We start from the raw sequence: 14911 nt of genomic DNA, 5'->3' as shown, positions 1-14911 counted from the left end.
GCCGACGACCCTAGTGGGGGCTCAGGACGAGCTGGCCGAGGTCTCCGTCGCGACCGCGTCGCGGCTCGGGACGACGAAGCGGTAGCCGACGTTGCGGACGGTGCCGATGTGGTGCTCGTGCTCGGTGCCGAGCTTGGCACGCAGCCGGCGCACGTGGACGTCGACGGTGCGGGTGCCGCCGAAGTAGTCGTAGCCCCAGACCTCCTGCAGCAGCTGCTCGCGGCTGAAGACTCGGCCGGGGTGCTGGGCGAGGTACTTGAGGAGCTCGAACTCCTTGTAGGTCAGGTCGAGGGAGCGCCCGCCGATGCGCGCGGTGTAGGTGGCGTCGTCGACGACGACCTCGCCGCGCCGGATCACGTGGGCGGCCGGGTCGTCGGGCGTGGCGGCGCTGGCGCGGCCGATCGCGAGCCGGATGCGCGCGTCGAGCTCGGCGGGACCGCAGGTGTGCAGCACGACGTCGTCCATGCCCCAGTCGTGGGCGACGACGGCGAGCCCGCCCTCGGTGACGACGAGCAGCACGGGCGCGTCGGAGCCGGTGGTGCGGATCAGCCGGCACAGGTCGCGCGCGGCGGCGAGGTCCTGGCGGCCGTCGACGAGCACGAGGTCGGCCTCCGGGGCGTCGAGGAGGGCGCTGCCCTGCGCCGGCACGATGCGCACCGAGTGGGCCAGGAGCGCGAGCCCCGGGAGCACCTCGGCGGAGGGCTGCAGCGCGCTCGTGAGCAGCAGCAGTGCGCTCATCGCGGACCTCCTCGGGCGCCGGCGGATCGGTCCGGCGGCAGCCGGAGCCACAGCCGGGGATGAGGAAGGATAGCCCGCATGGGCCCCTCGACGGATCTGCAGCGACGTGGTGAGACGACCGTGACCGTGCGCTACTGGGCGGGCGCCCGCGCGGCGGCGGGCACGGCGGAGGACGTGCTGGCGACCACCGGCGAGCTGACCCTGGCCGAGGTGGTGGCCCGCGTGCTGGAGCTGCACCCGGGCGAGCAGATGGCGCGCACGGTGGGGGTCTGCTCGGTGCTGGTGGGCGACCAGCCGGTCCGTTCGCAGGACCCCGACACGGTCGTCGTACGCCCGGGCACGGTGGTCGAGATGCTGCCTCCTTTTGCCGGAGGCTGAGTGCGCGCGGCGATTTTGCGATAGAACTTCCCTCGACAGGCGTCCACGGGGGATGGCCTGCGCTTCGGGCACGGATGTGCCGACTGATGTCCAAGGGGGACACAACTCAATGAGAAGCACACAAGGGGGAGCTTTCGCGCGCCTTCTCGCCGGTGGCACCGCCGCCGCGATGGCGTGCGCGGGCCTCGCGATCGGGCTGGCGACGCCTGCCCACGCGGCCGTCACGATCAGCGGCAGCACGATCGACGCCGCAGGCAACTACGTCGACGGCTTCATCTCGATCTACCACTACTCCGACCAGGACGGAGACGGCACGGTCGAGTCGTCCGAGTACGACTTCCTTCCTGGGGTCAGCACCCAGGGTGGTGCCTTCGACCTCAACCTCGAGGACGGCCTCTACAAGCTCCAGTTCTACCCCTCCTCCGGCACCGACGAGTACCGGAGCGAGTACTACCGGGACAAGGCCGACCTGGCGAGCGCCGACTTCGTCACGGTCGCGGGCGCCGCCCAGGTGCTCCCGGCGTGGACCATCGACTCCGCCGCGACGGTCACCGGCACGGTCGCGACGACCGACGGCCGCGCCGTGCGCAACGCGCGGGTCGAGGCCTACGCGGCCGATGACGGCATGTTCCTCGCCGGCGACCTGACCGACTCGTCCGGTGCCTTCCGCATCGGGGCGGACGAGGCCGTCAAGCTGCGCTTCTCGGGCTACGACTCGGTGACCGGCAAGGCGCTGGCCACCGAGTACTACTCCGACAAGTCCGACCTCGCCTCGGCCGACGCCGTCGCCCCGGGCGCCGTGCTCGGGACCATCACCCTGGCCCCCGGCGGCTCGATCTCGGGCCGTGTCACCAGTGAGGCCGGAGCTCCGCTCCACCGGGCGCTCGCCTGCACCGAGGACTACTGCGACTCCACCGACGCCAACGGCGTCTACACCATCGAGGGCGTCCAGACCGGTGCCCACGTGGTGGAGTTCTCCGACCCGATCGACGAGTTCGCCGGCGAGTACTACAACAACGTCGCCGTCGACGAGTACGGCGACCCGGTCGGCTCCCCGGCGGTCGTGAACGTCGCCCCCGGCCAGGCGGTCGCGGGCATCGACGCCGCCCTCGCGGCGAAGTCCAAGCCCGCTCCCACCGGGGTGGACATCAGCGGCACCGTCCGCGACCAGGTCGGCGGGCTCGGCGTGGGCTACAACGTCCTCGCGTACGACACCCCGGCCGACCCGCGTGACCGCAAGATCGTCGCGCGGACGATCTCCAACCGCGCCGGCGGCTACGCGTTCACCACGCTCGACCGCGTCGGCGGCGAGACCGAGTTCAAGATCGTCGTCGAGGGCGAGGCGGCCCGCGAGCGGAACGACTTCGCTCGCCGCACCATCTGGACCGGTCAGAAGTTCGGCTACGACACCGCCGCAGCGGTGACGGCCGCGCCGCAGGTCATCGACTTCGTGCAGCCGGTCGCCGGCGGCGTCGCGGGCGCCGTCACCAGCGAGGCCGGTGGCGCGCCGGAGGAGCCCTGGGTCGCGTTCGTCGACGCCGACGACAACTACGCCAGCTCCTACGCCGAGTTCCAGGCCAACGGCGCCTACGAGACCCGCAACCTCTGGCCGGGCGACTACACCGTCCAGTTCGGCGGCGCGCGTCACGTCCCCGAGTGGTGGAACGACGCTGTCGCCGGAGAGGCGAAGACCATCACGGTCAAGCCGGGCGAGGTGCTCACCGGCATCTCGGCCGCGCTCGCCAAGGACGTCAAGGCCGTCGAGCGCCCGAGCGTCACGGGCGACGCGTGGGTCGGCAAGACCATCCGCATGGACAAGGGCGTGTGGACGGCGATGGCCGGCACCCAGTTCACCTACGAGTGGCTGGTCAAGGGCACCGTGGTCGCGACCGGTCCGTCGCTCAAGATCACCAAGAAGCACCTGGGCGACAAGATCACCGGCCGCGTGACCAACGACGCCGGGTTCACCCAGGGTCAGGCGATCACCAAGGCGACCGCCAAGGTCGGCTACAAGCCGAAGGTCAAGGCGAAGGTCACCAAGAAGTCCGCGGCGATCACCCTCAAGGTCAAGCCCCTCAAGGCCAAGAAGGTCAAGGCCACGGTCACCGTCTTCAAGATCGTCGGCGTCAAGAAGAACGGCGACGACAAGCTCAAGAAGCTCGGCAAGGCCAAGATCAAGAAGGGCAAGGGTGTCGTCACCTTCAAGAAGCCGCTCGGCAAGGGCAAGCACAAGCTCGTCTTCACCGTGAAGGGCAAGGGCAAGGTCGGCTCCGGCGACATCCAGAAGAAGTACAAGATCAAGCGCTGATCCGACGCAGCACCTGCAGCACCCGCACCACGAGCGAGGCCCCGGGATCCGTCCCGGGGCCTCGCCCCGTCTCCGGGCCCGGAACAAATCCGGCGAGTGGCGTCGTTGGGCGGAGGTGAGCACCGGAGCCGGGATCGTCGTCGCCGCCGTCGTGCTGGCCCTCGGGGTCGGCCTGTGGCGCCTGGCCATGGACGGCCGGTTCCGCGAGACCCGCGCCGCGCGTCCCACCTCCCCCGCCGAGGGACGGACCGACGAGGGAGCCGCCGGTGCAGCCGCCCCGACGCAGGCGTTCGCCGGCGCCGAGGTGGTCACCGCGGTGGGCCGCGAGCTGGGGGAGCGCGCGACGTTGCTGCAGTTCTCCAGCGCCTTCTGCGCGCCGTGCCGCGCGACCCGCCGGGTGCTCGACGAGGTGAGCGGCCTGGTCGACGGCGTCGCCCACGTGGAGGTCGACGCCGAGCACCACCTCGAGGCGACCCGCGCCCTCGGGATCCTGCGCACGCCGACCACCGTGGTGCTCGACGCGTCGGGCGCGGAGGTCGTCCGGGCGAGCGGAGCGCCCACGCGCGACCAGGTGCTGACCGCCCTGGCCCGGGTCTGATCTCAGGATATGGATGCGTGGTTCACATGGTGAGACGAAGCGGAGCCCACGCCGTCGGACGGCCTAGTGTCGTCGTCATGTCCTCGACCATGCTCACCAAGCGCCGCGCAGTGGACCACTGCCGCGTGCACTCGGCGCTGTGTCGAATGTCGTAGCGGTCCCGCCGCCTCTCTGAGTCCTGTCGTCCAGCCGTCGTCGCTGGACCGTGCTCGGTCGGTGGGACCCGCGTGCCGGGCCCCGTCCCAGCGCGCCCGGCCCCGCCGCGCCGACCGACCACAGGAGAGACATGACCAGCACCACTGCGACGCCCCGTCCGGCGGGGTCCGCCCGCCCTGACGGGCTGATCGACCCACGCGGCCCGCAGCTCGCCGCCGCCGTGACCGCCGTCGTCCTGGCGAGCGTCCTGCTGCTCCCCACGCCGTACGCCGTCGCACTGCTCGCCGTGCAGGCGGCGCTGTTCGCCGTGGGCGCCGTGCGCGGCGTGCAGGCCACGCCGTACGCATGGCTGTTCCGCCGGCTCGTGCGACCGCGCCTGGCCCCGCCCGCCGAGTGGGAGGCCCCCGAGCCGCCGCGCTTCGCCCAGGCCGTGGGCCTCGCGTTCGCGCTCGTCGGACTGGTCGGCTTCGCGGCCGGCGCCACCGTCCTCGCCCAGGTCGCCGTGGGGCTCGCCCTGGTGGCCGCCCTGCTCAACGCCGCCTTCGCCTTCTGCCTGGGATGCGAGGTCTACCTGCTCGTCCGCCGCTTCATCGCCACCGTCTGATCTCCACCCACATCTTCACCCACATCTTCACCCCCATCTTCACCCACATCTTCACCGCCGCACACACCCAAGGAGCACATCACCCATGAGCCGCGAGAACTCGCTCGTCACCGCCCAGTGGGTCGAGGACAACCTCGACACCGACGGCGTCGTCCTCATCGAGGTCGACGAGGACACCACCGCCTACGACAAGGGCCACATCCGGGGCGCCATCAAGCTCGACTGGACCACCGACCTCCAGGACCAGGTCCGCCGTGACTTCGTCAACAAGGAGCAGTTCGAGGCGCTGCTGTCCGAGCGGGGCGTCTCCAACGACGACACCGTCGTGCTCTACGGCGGCAACAACAACTGGTTCGCCGCCTACGCCTACTGGTACTTCAAGCTCTACGGCCACCAGGACGTCAAGCTCCTCGACGGCGGCCGCAAGAAGTGGGAGCTCGACTCCCGCGAGCTGACCGACGACCTCCCCACCCGCGCCGCGACGACCTACACCGCCACCGAGCAGGACACCTCGATCCGTGCCTTCCGCGACGAGGTCGTCGCCGCGATCGGCACGCAGAACCTCGTCGACGTGCGCAGCCCCGACGAGTACGCCGGCCGGCTGCTCGCCCCGGCCCACCTGCCCCAGGAGCAGGCGCAGCGCGCCGGTCACATCCCGACCTCGGTCAACGTGCCGTGGAGCAAGAACGCCAACGACGACGGCACGTTCAAGTCCGACGAGGAGCTCGCCGCACTCTACGACGAGGTCGGCTTCGACGCCGACAAGGACACCATCGCCCTGTGCCGCATCGGCGAGCGCTCCTCCCTGACGTGGTTCGTGCTGACCGAGCTGCTCGGGCGCAAGAACGTCAAGAACTACGACGGGTCGTGGACCGAGTACGGCTCGCTGGTCGGCGTGCCGGTCGCCCTCGGCGACGAGCCCGGGGAGGCCTGACATGTGCGGAGCCAAGCAGGGCGGGCTCTCCCTCGACGGGGTCAACGTCGCCAAGGAGGCCGTCATCCAGGGGCAGGTGCTGCGCAGCGGTGACGAGCCGGTCGCCAATGCCTACGTGCGCCTGCTCGACCGCAGCGGCGAGTTCACCGCCGAGGTGCCCACCTCGGCCACCGGGCACTTCCGCTTCTTCGCCGGCGACGGTGAGTGGACCCTGCGGACGCTGGCGCCCAAGGCCGAGCCCGTCGACACCCGCGTGGTGGCCGCGACCGGCTCGGTCTCCGAGGTCCAGGTGCTCGTCAGCGCCTGATCGCACCAGTGGTCCAGACCACCGGAGGACGCTCCGTGCCCCGAGCACGGAGCGTTCCCCTCATTTTCGCCACGGTTCGTCTCGACCCCGGACGGGCCGGTCGCCTCGGCCTTACGTTGGGATCTCGGGTCGTACGTCGCACACGGGCTGTGTCGTCAAGGGGGAGGTGGGGGGATGGTCGCTGAGACGACCCCTGTCCCGACACCCGTGCTCGCGACCGACGAGCTCTGGCGACTCACCATGGAGCACTCGCCGGTGGGCATGGCGATCGTGTCGCCGGCCGGCTGCTTCACGACCGCCAACGGCGCACTCTGCGACATGCTCGGCCACGACGCCGACGTGCTCGCGACCATGACGTTCCACGAGCTCACCCACCCCGACGACCTCGCGGTCGACCTCCGCCTGTTCGGGGAGGCGCTCGCCGGCAAGATCAGCTCCTACCGCATCACCAAGCGCTACGTCCGCGCCGACGGCAGCATCCTGGTCGGCGACCTGTCCGTCGCCCTCCTGCGCGACTCCTACGGCGCCCCGGTCCACTTCATCGCGCAGGTGGCCGACCTCAGCGAGCGGCATGCCTTCGCCGAGCGCCTCGACGCCGCCGAGGCGGCCGCCGACGCCGACCGGCGCACCGCCCAGGCGGTCTTCGAGGGCGTCGCGGTCGGGCTGCTGCAGATCGACGCCGACGGGCGCTACCTCCTCACCAACACGCGGCTGCGGGAGTTCGTCGATCTCGCCTTCCCCGGCGGCCACCACGGCGTCGCCGGCCAGACCGGCCTCGCCTTCGGCATCGACGAGCAGCCCCTGGCCGCCCACGAGGTCCCGTCGGCGCGCGCCGCTCGCGGCGAGGAGTTCGACGACCTGCGCCTCTGGGTCGGCCACGACCCGCACACGCGGCGAGCCCTGTCGGTCTCGGCCCGCCGGGTGCTCGACCGCTCCGGGTCCCCCGCGGGCGCCGTGCTGGCCTACCACGACGTCACCGACCAGGTCCGGGCGATGGGCGTCAAGGACCAGTTCGTCTCCGCGATCTCCCACGAGCTGCGCACCCCGCTCACGGCGGCGCTGGCCTACCTCGAGCTGCTCGACGACTCGGCCGATGTCACGCCCGAGGGCCGCGAGCAGGTGAGCGCCGCGCGGCGCAACATGCTCCGGCTCTCGCACCTGGTCGCCGACCTGCTCTTCACCACGCGCGTCTCGGCGGGCTCGCCGCTCGTCGACCCCTACCGTGTCGACCTGGCGCTGCTGCTGGCCGAGGCGGTCGACGCGGCGTCGTTGCACGCCGACGGCGTGGGCGTGCGGGTCGAGTGCCGGGTGCCGGAGACGCTGCCGGCGCTCGTCGACGGCATGCGCATGCGCCAGGTCTTCGACAACCTGCTCGACAACGCCGTCTCCTACAGCCGCCCGGGCGGTGTCGTGACCGTCGACCTCGGCGTCCGCGGGGAGCACACGGTGCTGACGGTCACCGACGAGGGCATCGGCATCGACGCCGACGAGGTGGAGGCGGTCTTCGACCGGTTCTACCGCGGCGCCAACGCCGGTCGCCTGCACGTGCCCGGCACGGGGCTCGGTCTCACCATCGTCCGCAGCATCGTCGAGGCGCACGGCGGAGTGGTCTCGCTGGAGAGCACGCCCGGCGAGGGCACCAGCGTCTGCGCGCTGCTGCCGCGCTGAACCGCCGCCGTCACGCGAGGGCGTCGTGCCTGCGACGCGGAACGAGAACGGCCCCCCGCGTGTGGGGCGCGGGGGACCAGGCGCCTCGGGGGGAAGCGCACTTTCTCTCGAACCGACGACGCGGGGGACGCCGTCGGGCGACATCTCGGCCGGGGGGTTTGCCAAGTGTGTCTTGCCAGATCTTGCCAGAGAGGGGGCGCCCGCGCCTCGGTTTTGACACAATCGCCGCGAGCGTCCGTCTTCGCGGTGCCGCTCGGTCAGCCCACACCCCACAAGGAGCCACCCATGAAGACCTTCGCTCGCCTCGCCGTCGCCGCCACCGCCCTCGTCAGCATCGCCGGCATGGCGGCTCCCGCCACCGCGGCGCCTCGTGACGTGGAGATGCAGCGCAACGTGTGGTGCTGCTGATCCGCGACACCTTCTCGCACTCGTCGTCCGCCCCGCCCTGGGGCGGACGAGCCGCGCGGCACGTCACACGCGGATAGGCGACACGGTCGTCGTCGAACGGGTGCGGAGCCCGGTCGAGGCCGCCGCGCGGCGATACGCGTCGCGCGCGGTCTCGGCCAGGCCGACGTCCTCGAGCAGGGCGGCCAGGTCGAACCACAGTTGAGCCGCTGCCTTGTCGGCACCGATGGCCGACAGGCGGAGCACGGCCTTCTTGTAGAACGCCGCCGCGTCGTCGATCCGGCCCTCGGCGGCACAGGTGCGCCCGGCGAGGGTGAGCGCCTCCGCTTCGGCGAGGGGCGCGTGGCCAGCCGAGGTCTCCTCGACCTCCCCGATCAGCTCGCGCGCTTGGTCGAGGTCGCCGGACAGGTACGCCGCCCGGGCGAGTCCGAGCAGCGTCCACGCGCGGTCGGTGGGCGACGCGCTGCTCCACTCCATTTCCGAGACCGCCTGGGTCAGGTGGTCACGAGCCTCGTCGACCGCGGGCGGGTCGAGCTCGAGCTGGAGTCGGCCGACCTCGGTCCGCAGGCGAGCCAGGTTGCGGGCGTCCTGACCTTCTCCCAGCAGGGCGAGGGCGCGCTCGGCGAGCGGGACGGCCGCGGTGATGTCGCCCCGGTTGGCCTGCATCACGCTCGCGTTCCAGTAGGCCGACGCACGGGCGCGTGGCGAGTCGAGGGTCTCGGCCTGCGTGATCGCCTTGGCGCAGAGTCGGACGGCGTGGGCCGTGTCGCCGCGCTCGAAGTAGGCGGCCGCCACCGTGACGGTGAGCTGGACGGCCTCGTCGCTCGCGGCGAGTCCGGCGGCGCGCAGCTGCGCGAGCACGTCCTCCCCGCAGGAGATCGCGCGGCCGAGGTCGCCGGTCTCCCGGTGGATGCGGCTGAGGGCGATGCCCGCCTTGATGCGGCTGACGCCGCTGACGGTGTCGTCCTCGAGGAGAGTCTCGAGCTCGATGATGGCGTCGTCCTCGCGTCCGCCGGCCTCCAACGAGCGGGCGTGGAGGAGCCTGGCGCGTTCGCGCATGCCGCTCCCGGGCACGTCGTCCACGCGGCTCAAGGCTGCGTCGAGGTGCTGGGCGGCTTCGGCCGGTTCGCCGGACTCGAGGGCGAGCTCGGCATAGTCCAGCGCCAGCCGGACCTCGTCAGGATCGCGCCCCGGCTCCACGGCGAGCAGCGAGTCGATCGACACGTCGAGCCTGCCGGCGAGCGAGGTCAGCGCCTTCACCGTCGGCTTGCGCGCGCCGGTCTCGAGGCGGGAGAGGTAGGCAACCGACATCGTGTCGCCCACCACCTCGCCCTGGGTCATGCCCTTGGCGAGCCGGATCGAGCGGAGGCGACGCCCCAGTTCGTGGGCGTCGGCCCCGGCGAGCAGTTCGGCTTGACGTGCGTCCATACGAACATTGTGCGGGTTGGGGGAGGGGAGTTGTTGAATTCTGGCAAAACACGCTCGTCGCCCGGCCTGCGGATCCGACCGGCGGGCCGTGACGCCCTCGAGCCCAGGCAGTTCGCGCGCGATCGGACGTCCATAAGGATGGGACTCATCAACAAGTGAGCCACAGGACGCCCTACCAAGGTCCCATCTTTGTTCAACCTTCCACGATCACGGCTTTTGTCCCTTAACCTTCCAAAAGTCGGTCAGGGGTTGGCTGACGCTCGTCCGGGGGCTTGTCTCGGTGTGTTGTTCTAGCCATCCGTGGGGGATGCATGTCCGTAGTGAGTCGCGCGCCCGAGGCTGCCCAGCCTCCACCCAAGGCGTTGCATCGTTCGATCCACACCGTCTCCCGTGAGGCTGAGGGAGCCGCCGAGTGGCGTCGGCGCCACGCCCGGGCCCTGCTCCTCGGCGATCTGTTCGTCCTGGCGGTCGCACTCGGCATCGCCCAGGTGGTCCGCTTCGGTGCCACGCCGGACCGCCAGGTCAGTGGGCTGGGGACGTCCTACGCCGTGCTTGGTGCGGCTTTGGCTGTTGCTTGGTGGGTTTCGCTGCAGGTCCACCAGGTCCGCAGCCCGAGGGTCGTCGGCCACGGGTGGGAGGAGTATCGACGGGTCATCGTCGCTACCTTCCGTGTGTTCGCAGTCCTGGCGATCGTGTCGGTGGCCCTCCATATGGACGCCTCCCGCCTCTATCTTGCGACCGCGTTCCCGCTGGGCCTCGTAGGCCTGCTCGTCGAGCGGAAGCTCGCGCGGGTCAGCCTCCACCGTGCGCGGGTCCAGGGCGAGGCTGCCGAGAAGGTCCTCGTCATCGGAGGTGAGCGCGCTGCGGCAGAGCTCGCGACGTGGTTCGCGAAGCACAAGACCGCCGGCTACGACGTGTGCGGAGTGTGGATTCCGGACGAGAGTCAGCCACTGGCTGCCATCACGGGGGACGCGCCGCGCGGCGTCCCGGTGATGTCCTCCGGCACCGACTTCACGACGGCCCTCGCCCGGTCGGGCGCGACAACCGTGGTGGTGACGGACACCGAGCACCTCGGTCACGAGTCGCTCCGCGACCTCGCGTGGCAGCTCGAGGGGTCGAACGTCGACCTCATCCTCTCGCCCAACGTCCTCAACGTGTCGTCGTCCCGCCTCTTCCTCCAGGACGTCTCCGGCATGCCGATGCTTCACGTGAGCGAGCCCCAGTACGCCGGGGCCACTCGCCTCACGAAGCGTCTCTTCGACACGATCGGAGCGTCGATCCTGCTGATCGCGTCTGCCCCCTTGTTCATCGCCACGGCTCTCGCGGTCAAGCTCTCGAGCCCGGGGGCCGTGTTCTACCGGCAGGAGCGCATCGGACGAGGTGGCGAGCGTTTCGGGATGATCAAGTTTCGCTCGATGCGCTCCGATGCCGACAGCCAACTCGCCGCCTTGCTCGCGGCGGAGGGAAAGTCGCTCGCTGAGCTGCCGAAGCTGACGAAGGACCCGCGTGTCACCCGGGTGGGTTCCTTCATTCGTCGCTTCTCGATCGATGAGCTCCCGCAACTGATCAATGTCGTCAAGGGCGACATGAGCCTGGTGGGTCCGCGGCCGCAGCGCGACTTTGAGGTGGCGCAGTACGACCGCCTCGCCGAGAGGCGACTTACCGTCCGGCCCGGCATGACGGGACTTTGGCAGGTCTCGGGTCGCTCGGACCTCGCGTACGCCGAGGCAATCAACTTGGATATCCACTACGTGGAGAACTGGTCGATGATGACTGACCTGTCGATCCTTTGGCGAACCGCTCGTGCCGTCGTTGCCTCCTCGGGTGCGTACTAGGCGGGCGGAGCCGCGAAGTAGGGTGGCTGGCTGGCTGGCTGACGACCGACTCGGATCGTATCGTTCCCGGATTCGCCAATTCCCGGCTTGCCCGGGATTCACGGCTTTGGTGACCTGTCGAGACGGGTGCAACAGAAAGGCTGGAGGTATGACGACGGTTATCTACTCGGCGCTGATCGGCGGGTACGAGAGACCAGTTCCACAGATCCTGGAACGAAGCGCAGGTATCGAGATGGTCATGTTTACAGACACGCCCTCTAAGTTCGAGGCCTCGTCGCCCTGGAACGTCGTGAAGGTTGATCCAAGATTCCCGACAGACCCCGTCCGCAGTGCCCGGTTCCTCAAGACCGTCGGTCACCCCGAACTTGACCAGTACGATTGCACGGTTTGGGCTGACAATAGAGTGGTCCTCAAACCTGAAGCGTTGACCCTAGTGGGGCTACTGGATCGGTACGAAATGGTTCTGGCCCACCACTCTGGTCGCGCCTCGATCCGTGACGAGTACGCCGAAGTGATCGCGTCGGGTTATGACGACCCAGCTCGAGTGCGCAGCACATATTCCTCGGCGAAGTCATGTGGTGTTGACCTCGGCGCCCGACCTTTATGGACGGGAATTCTATTTAGGCGTAGGAATGACCGTGTAGCCGAGTGTATGCGTCTATGGATGGACAGTATCCTGATTGGTTCTCGCCGAGATCAGTTGTCCGTACATGCGGCCCTATTGAAGGTTCCCCTAGTCACGCAGGTCCTGGACATCGACAATGCGGAATCGGTGTTTCATCGGTGGGTTCCCGTCCCGCAGATATCTCGAAACCGGTCCGTGCAGGCGTGGCGGCCGCCAGCCCGCTCCGTTCCACTCAGATTTGCCGATGCTTTGCGTTCCCAGCCACACGTCCGGCGGGCAGCGCGTATGTTGGAACGGATGGGGAAGCCCCTCCCGACGCTCGGACCGGACGCTAAGCCATGAGGTCTACAAATTCATGAGAGTGACCTTTTTTACCGAGTCACTGAATAGCAATTCTCTTGGGCGGACCTATTCACTCTGGCTACTCGCGCTGCGACTGGGCTGGTCAACTCAGGTCCTCACGACTCGAGGCGATCGGATGTGGCAACCGTTGAGAGGGACGCCGTTTGCGGATGATTGCGATCGCGTCTCGCCAGAACAGGCTGCCAGCACCATCCACCCGGAAACGGACCTCATTATTGCGTGCAAGCCCCTTGAGGACTCGCTTGGGGCGGCAATTACCGCCAGCCGGAAGCGGCGACTCCCCCTGCTGGTGGACGTCGATGATCCTGACCTCGAAGCTCTACTTAGAGTTGGGCGACCCTTTGGGCGCGTGGCTCGCTCCGTTCGTCGACCGGGGAGAACCGCGCGGGACTTACGACTGCGACGCGAGGCCATGCGACTCCCGTGCATCGTCAGCAACCCTTGGCTGCAGGCACGGTATGGCGGAACGGTCATTCCGCATGCACGGGCTGATGTCGGAGCCGGATTCACCTCGGGCTCGACGACTCCTAAGCTGGCGTTCGTCGGGACGGATCGGCCCCACAAGGGCGTATCGGTGCTTCGTGCGGCTGTAGCGAGTCTCCGAGCGTCTGGCTTTTCGCTCATCGTGACGGACGATCCGCCGAAGGACGCGAGGCCATGGGAGACGTGGACCGGATCCACGAGCCTTGAGGAAGGAGTGGAGCTGGTGCGCAGTGCCGATATCGTCGCTATTCCGAGTCTTCGCACGAGGCAGTCCGAAGGCCAACTCCCAGCCAAGCTGATTGATGCGATGCTGCTAGCGCGCGCAGTGATCGTGACTGATGTCGATCCCATGCCGTGGGCGGTCGGCGACGCGGGCGTGGTCGTCCGCGCCGGCTCGGTCGACGAGTTGAAGTCTGCGCTCGGCCGGCTAACAGACCCCGGTGCGCGGGAACGCCTTGGGAGTGCGGCACGCCTGAGGGCGCAGCAAAAGTTCACAGTTGAGGCGCTGGCGCCGAGGTTCGAGAGCGCGTGCTCGCGCGCGGTTCTGGGTGCGCCGTACTGGGAGTCGCCCTGATGGCCATATCTAAGGCGCTGCTCAAGGCGCGGGAATTGAATGATCGCGCCCTCGGCGCGCGTGACTACCGGGCCTCTTTAGCCTTCCGGGGCGCGACTGAGCATCTCGAGATCGCGCCTGCTTTCGATGGCCTGCATCCTCAAAGCTTGGGGGTTGCGTCTATACGGCCATCGGACATGCCTCCCGCGATCAATCTCATTCTTCCGCAGGTCAGTCTCAAGGCCGTGTTCGCAGGGACTCGCACCGCTATCGAATTCGCTTTGATATTCAGTTCCCGACTCCAGCGCCCACTTAGGATCGTCGCGTTAACTGGCGGCCTCACTCGACGTAAAGTTCGGCAAGTACGTGCCTATCTCGATGAAGAGTTCGGCGAACTCGCTGGTTCAATCACAACGGTCTTGTCGGCCACGGACCTTCCTAAGGCGGCCCTCGGCAGACACGACTTGTGGATGGCTACACACTGGACAACCGCGCATACTCTCGATGTCGCCGCCCGTCTACAAGTCGTCGACCCCGCAGATGTCATATACTTGGTGCAGGACTACGAGCCGGGGTTTAATCCTTGGTCAACAGACTATGCGATCTCGCGCGCGACATACCATGCTGGTTTTCGTACGGTGGTAAATTCGCGACCGCTTTATGACTATGTGACAACTGCAGAGAAGGTTGAGTTAGATCCGCGACTGATCTTCCGTCCCCGTTTGGACTTGGAGCGTCTGAGGCAGACCGCCGACGAGCGACGACAACGGGGGCCTGACGCGTGCGCAAGCATCCTGTTTTACGCCCGCCCGGACAAGCCACGAAATCTCTTCGCTCTCGGCATGTCGGCGCTTGCTCTCACCGCGATCAAAGAGTCGAGGTCGGGTCGTGAGCTGTTCATCCGCACGGCGGGCGCGCATCACGGCGTTCCGCGGTCCGGCCCGCTAGGCCAGATCGACGTGCTTGGGAAAGTCCCCTGGGGGCACTACTTCAAAGTGCTCGCGTCTTCGGACGTGGTTCTCTCGCTCCAGCACAGCCCGCACCCATCTCACCCGCCACTGGATGCCGTCGTTTCGGGGGGCTGGGCCGTCACCAATGATATGGACTCGACGCGCAGAGACTTGCATCCTCGACTAGTCGCCTGTCCACCGGATCCGAGGGACCTCAGCGAGGCGCTAGCGGTGGCGCTTGCCGAAGTTCGGCATGGTCCGCGACCGGCAGAGTTCTCGCCGGAGCTGCTCGGCAAGCTCGGCGCCGACGTGAATGACGTGATGGACGTACTCGTGGACGACGTGAGCCTCTAGGTGAATGCAAGCCGCCGGCGAGGGGGGTCCCTCCTCCTTTTCCTGTTGATCCCCGGGCTGGGTGCGCTGGCCCCCCTGCTCGTATACCCAGCTATCACGTCCGAGTACGGAGCGGCGGGGTTCGCCACTGTGGCGATCGCGCAGTCCGCCGGTGCGACGGCTGCAGTGGTCTGCGAACTCGGGTGGAGCGTCGTTGGACCGCAAGAAATTGCCAGAAGCACGCC

General features: G+C 68.6%; 13 protein-coding genes. 11 read left to right on the top strand and 2 right to left on the bottom strand.

The genetic code is table 11. From position 1 onward, the window contains the following. Nucleotides 1–21: 21 nt before the first annotated feature. Complete coding sequence (locus tag AC3X7Z_RS05385; protein ID WP_186339266.1) at nucleotides 22–738, bottom strand: response regulator transcription factor; 717 nt, start codon at nucleotides 736–738, stop codon at nucleotides 22–24. A 78-nt stretch (nucleotides 739–816) separates the two neighbouring features. Here AC3X7Z_RS05385 and AC3X7Z_RS05380 point away from each other — a divergent pair, with 78 nt between their 5' ends. The 8 genes from AC3X7Z_RS05380 to AC3X7Z_RS05345 all read left to right on the top strand — a co-directional run bounded on the left by AC3X7Z_RS05380 (nucleotide 817) and on the right by AC3X7Z_RS05345 (nucleotide 8099). After that, complete coding sequence (locus AC3X7Z_RS05380; protein WP_186339265.1) at nucleotides 817–1116, top strand: MoaD/ThiS family protein; 300 nt, start codon at nucleotides 817–819, stop codon at nucleotides 1114–1116. A gap of 109 nt (nucleotides 1117–1225) precedes the next feature. Then, complete coding sequence (locus AC3X7Z_RS05375; RefSeq protein ID WP_489975256.1) at nucleotides 1226–3424, top strand: carboxypeptidase-like regulatory domain-containing protein; 2199 nt, start codon at nucleotides 1226–1228, stop codon at nucleotides 3422–3424. A gap of 115 nt (nucleotides 3425–3539) precedes the next feature. Then, a complete protein-coding gene (locus tag AC3X7Z_RS05370) occupies nucleotides 3540–4022 on the top strand; it encodes a thioredoxin family protein (protein WP_489975255.1) in 483 nt (160 codons plus the stop codon). Between the two features lie 286 nt (nucleotides 4023–4308). After that, entirely contained in the window at nucleotides 4309–4782 is a 474-nt protein-coding gene (locus AC3X7Z_RS05365; RefSeq protein WP_489975254.1) for a DUF4395 domain-containing protein, read from the top strand. Nucleotides 4783–4867: 85 nt separating this feature from the next. After that, complete coding sequence (locus AC3X7Z_RS05360; RefSeq protein ID WP_186339262.1) at nucleotides 4868–5716, top strand: sulfurtransferase; 849 nt, start codon at nucleotides 4868–4870, stop codon at nucleotides 5714–5716. A 1-nt stretch (nucleotide 5717) separates the two neighbouring features. Beyond that, the gene (locus AC3X7Z_RS05355; protein WP_489975253.1) at nucleotides 5718–6023 is read left to right on the top strand and encodes a DUF1416 domain-containing protein; all 306 of its coding nucleotides are present in this window, start codon (nucleotides 5718–5720) and stop codon (nucleotides 6021–6023) included. A gap of 174 nt (nucleotides 6024–6197) precedes the next feature. Beyond that, nucleotides 6198–7691: a sensor histidine kinase gene (locus AC3X7Z_RS05350; RefSeq protein WP_489975252.1), complete on the top strand. Its 1494-nt coding sequence runs from the start codon at nucleotides 6198–6200 to the stop codon at nucleotides 7689–7691. A gap of 285 nt (nucleotides 7692–7976) precedes the next feature. Further along, a complete protein-coding gene (locus tag AC3X7Z_RS05345; RefSeq protein ID WP_489975251.1) occupies nucleotides 7977–8099 on the top strand; it encodes a hypothetical protein in 123 nt (40 codons plus the stop codon). Nucleotides 8100–8162: 63 nt separating this feature from the next. Here AC3X7Z_RS05345 and AC3X7Z_RS05340 read toward each other — a convergent pair whose 3' ends face one another. Next, nucleotides 8163–9524 carry a helix-turn-helix domain-containing protein gene (locus AC3X7Z_RS05340; RefSeq protein WP_489975250.1) on the bottom strand — a complete coding sequence of 454 codons (1362 nt, stop codon included), beginning with the start codon at nucleotides 9522–9524 and terminating at the stop codon, nucleotides 8163–8165. 320 nt (nucleotides 9525–9844) lie between these two features. Between AC3X7Z_RS05340 and AC3X7Z_RS05335 the strand changes: the two genes are divergently transcribed. From AC3X7Z_RS05335 to AC3X7Z_RS05325, 3 genes are all read left to right on the top strand, one after another. Continuing rightward, nucleotides 9845–11359, top strand: a complete 1515-nt coding sequence (locus AC3X7Z_RS05335; RefSeq protein ID WP_489975249.1) for a sugar transferase — start codon at nucleotides 9845–9847, stop codon at nucleotides 11357–11359. Nucleotides 11360–12120: 761 nt separating this feature from the next. Further along, nucleotides 12121–13404 carry a glycosyltransferase family 4 protein gene (locus tag AC3X7Z_RS05330; RefSeq protein ID WP_489975248.1) on the top strand — a complete coding sequence of 428 codons (1284 nt, stop codon included), beginning with the start codon at nucleotides 12121–12123 and terminating at the stop codon, nucleotides 13402–13404. After that, nucleotides 13404–14687: a rhamnosyltransferase WsaF family glycosyltransferase gene (locus tag AC3X7Z_RS05325; protein ID WP_489975247.1), complete on the top strand. Its 1284-nt coding sequence runs from the start codon at nucleotides 13404–13406 to the stop codon at nucleotides 14685–14687. Before AC3X7Z_RS05330 ends, AC3X7Z_RS05325 begins: the two co-directional genes overlap by 1 nt. Nucleotides 14688–14911: the final 224 nt, after the last annotated feature.

The organism is Nocardioides sp. Z24_21 (assembly GCF_058134345.1).
Note: the sequence above shows the minus strand (reverse complement) of the source record. Positions and strands in the feature narration are given on the sequence as shown.

What these genes read in the sequence shown, in the direction of transcription:
- AC3X7Z_RS05355 (WP_489975253.1), top strand. Translation starts at nt 5,718, where the DNA reads ATGTGCGGAGCCAAGCAGGGCGGGCTCTCCCTCGACGGGGTCAACGTC.
- AC3X7Z_RS05385 (WP_186339266.1), bottom strand. Translation starts at nt 738, where the DNA reads ATGAGCGCACTGCTGCTGCTCACGAGCGCGCTGCAGCCCTCCGCCGAG.
- AC3X7Z_RS05350 (WP_489975252.1), top strand. Translation starts at nt 6,198, where the DNA reads ATGGTCGCTGAGACGACCCCTGTCCCGACACCCGTGCTCGCGACCGAC.
- AC3X7Z_RS05345 (WP_489975251.1), top strand. Translation starts at nt 7,977, where the DNA reads ATGAAGACCTTCGCTCGCCTCGCCGTCGCCGCCACCGCCCTCGTCAGC.
- AC3X7Z_RS05365 (WP_489975254.1), top strand. Translation starts at nt 4,309, where the DNA reads ATGACCAGCACCACTGCGACGCCCCGTCCGGCGGGGTCCGCCCGCCCT.
- AC3X7Z_RS05330 (WP_489975248.1), top strand. Translation starts at nt 12,121, where the DNA reads ATGCGGAATCGGTGTTTCATCGGTGGGTTCCCGTCCCGCAGATATCTC.
- AC3X7Z_RS05380 (WP_186339265.1), top strand. Translation starts at nt 817, where the DNA reads ATGGGCCCCTCGACGGATCTGCAGCGACGTGGTGAGACGACCGTGACC.
- AC3X7Z_RS05325 (WP_489975247.1), top strand. Translation starts at nt 13,404, where the DNA reads ATGGCCATATCTAAGGCGCTGCTCAAGGCGCGGGAATTGAATGATCGC.
- AC3X7Z_RS05340 (WP_489975250.1), bottom strand. Translation starts at nt 9,524, where the DNA reads ATGGACGCACGTCAAGCCGAACTGCTCGCCGGGGCCGACGCCCACGAA.
- AC3X7Z_RS05375 (WP_489975256.1), top strand. Translation starts at nt 1,226, where the DNA reads ATGAGAAGCACACAAGGGGGAGCTTTCGCGCGCCTTCTCGCCGGTGGC.
- AC3X7Z_RS05360 (WP_186339262.1), top strand. Translation starts at nt 4,868, where the DNA reads ATGAGCCGCGAGAACTCGCTCGTCACCGCCCAGTGGGTCGAGGACAAC.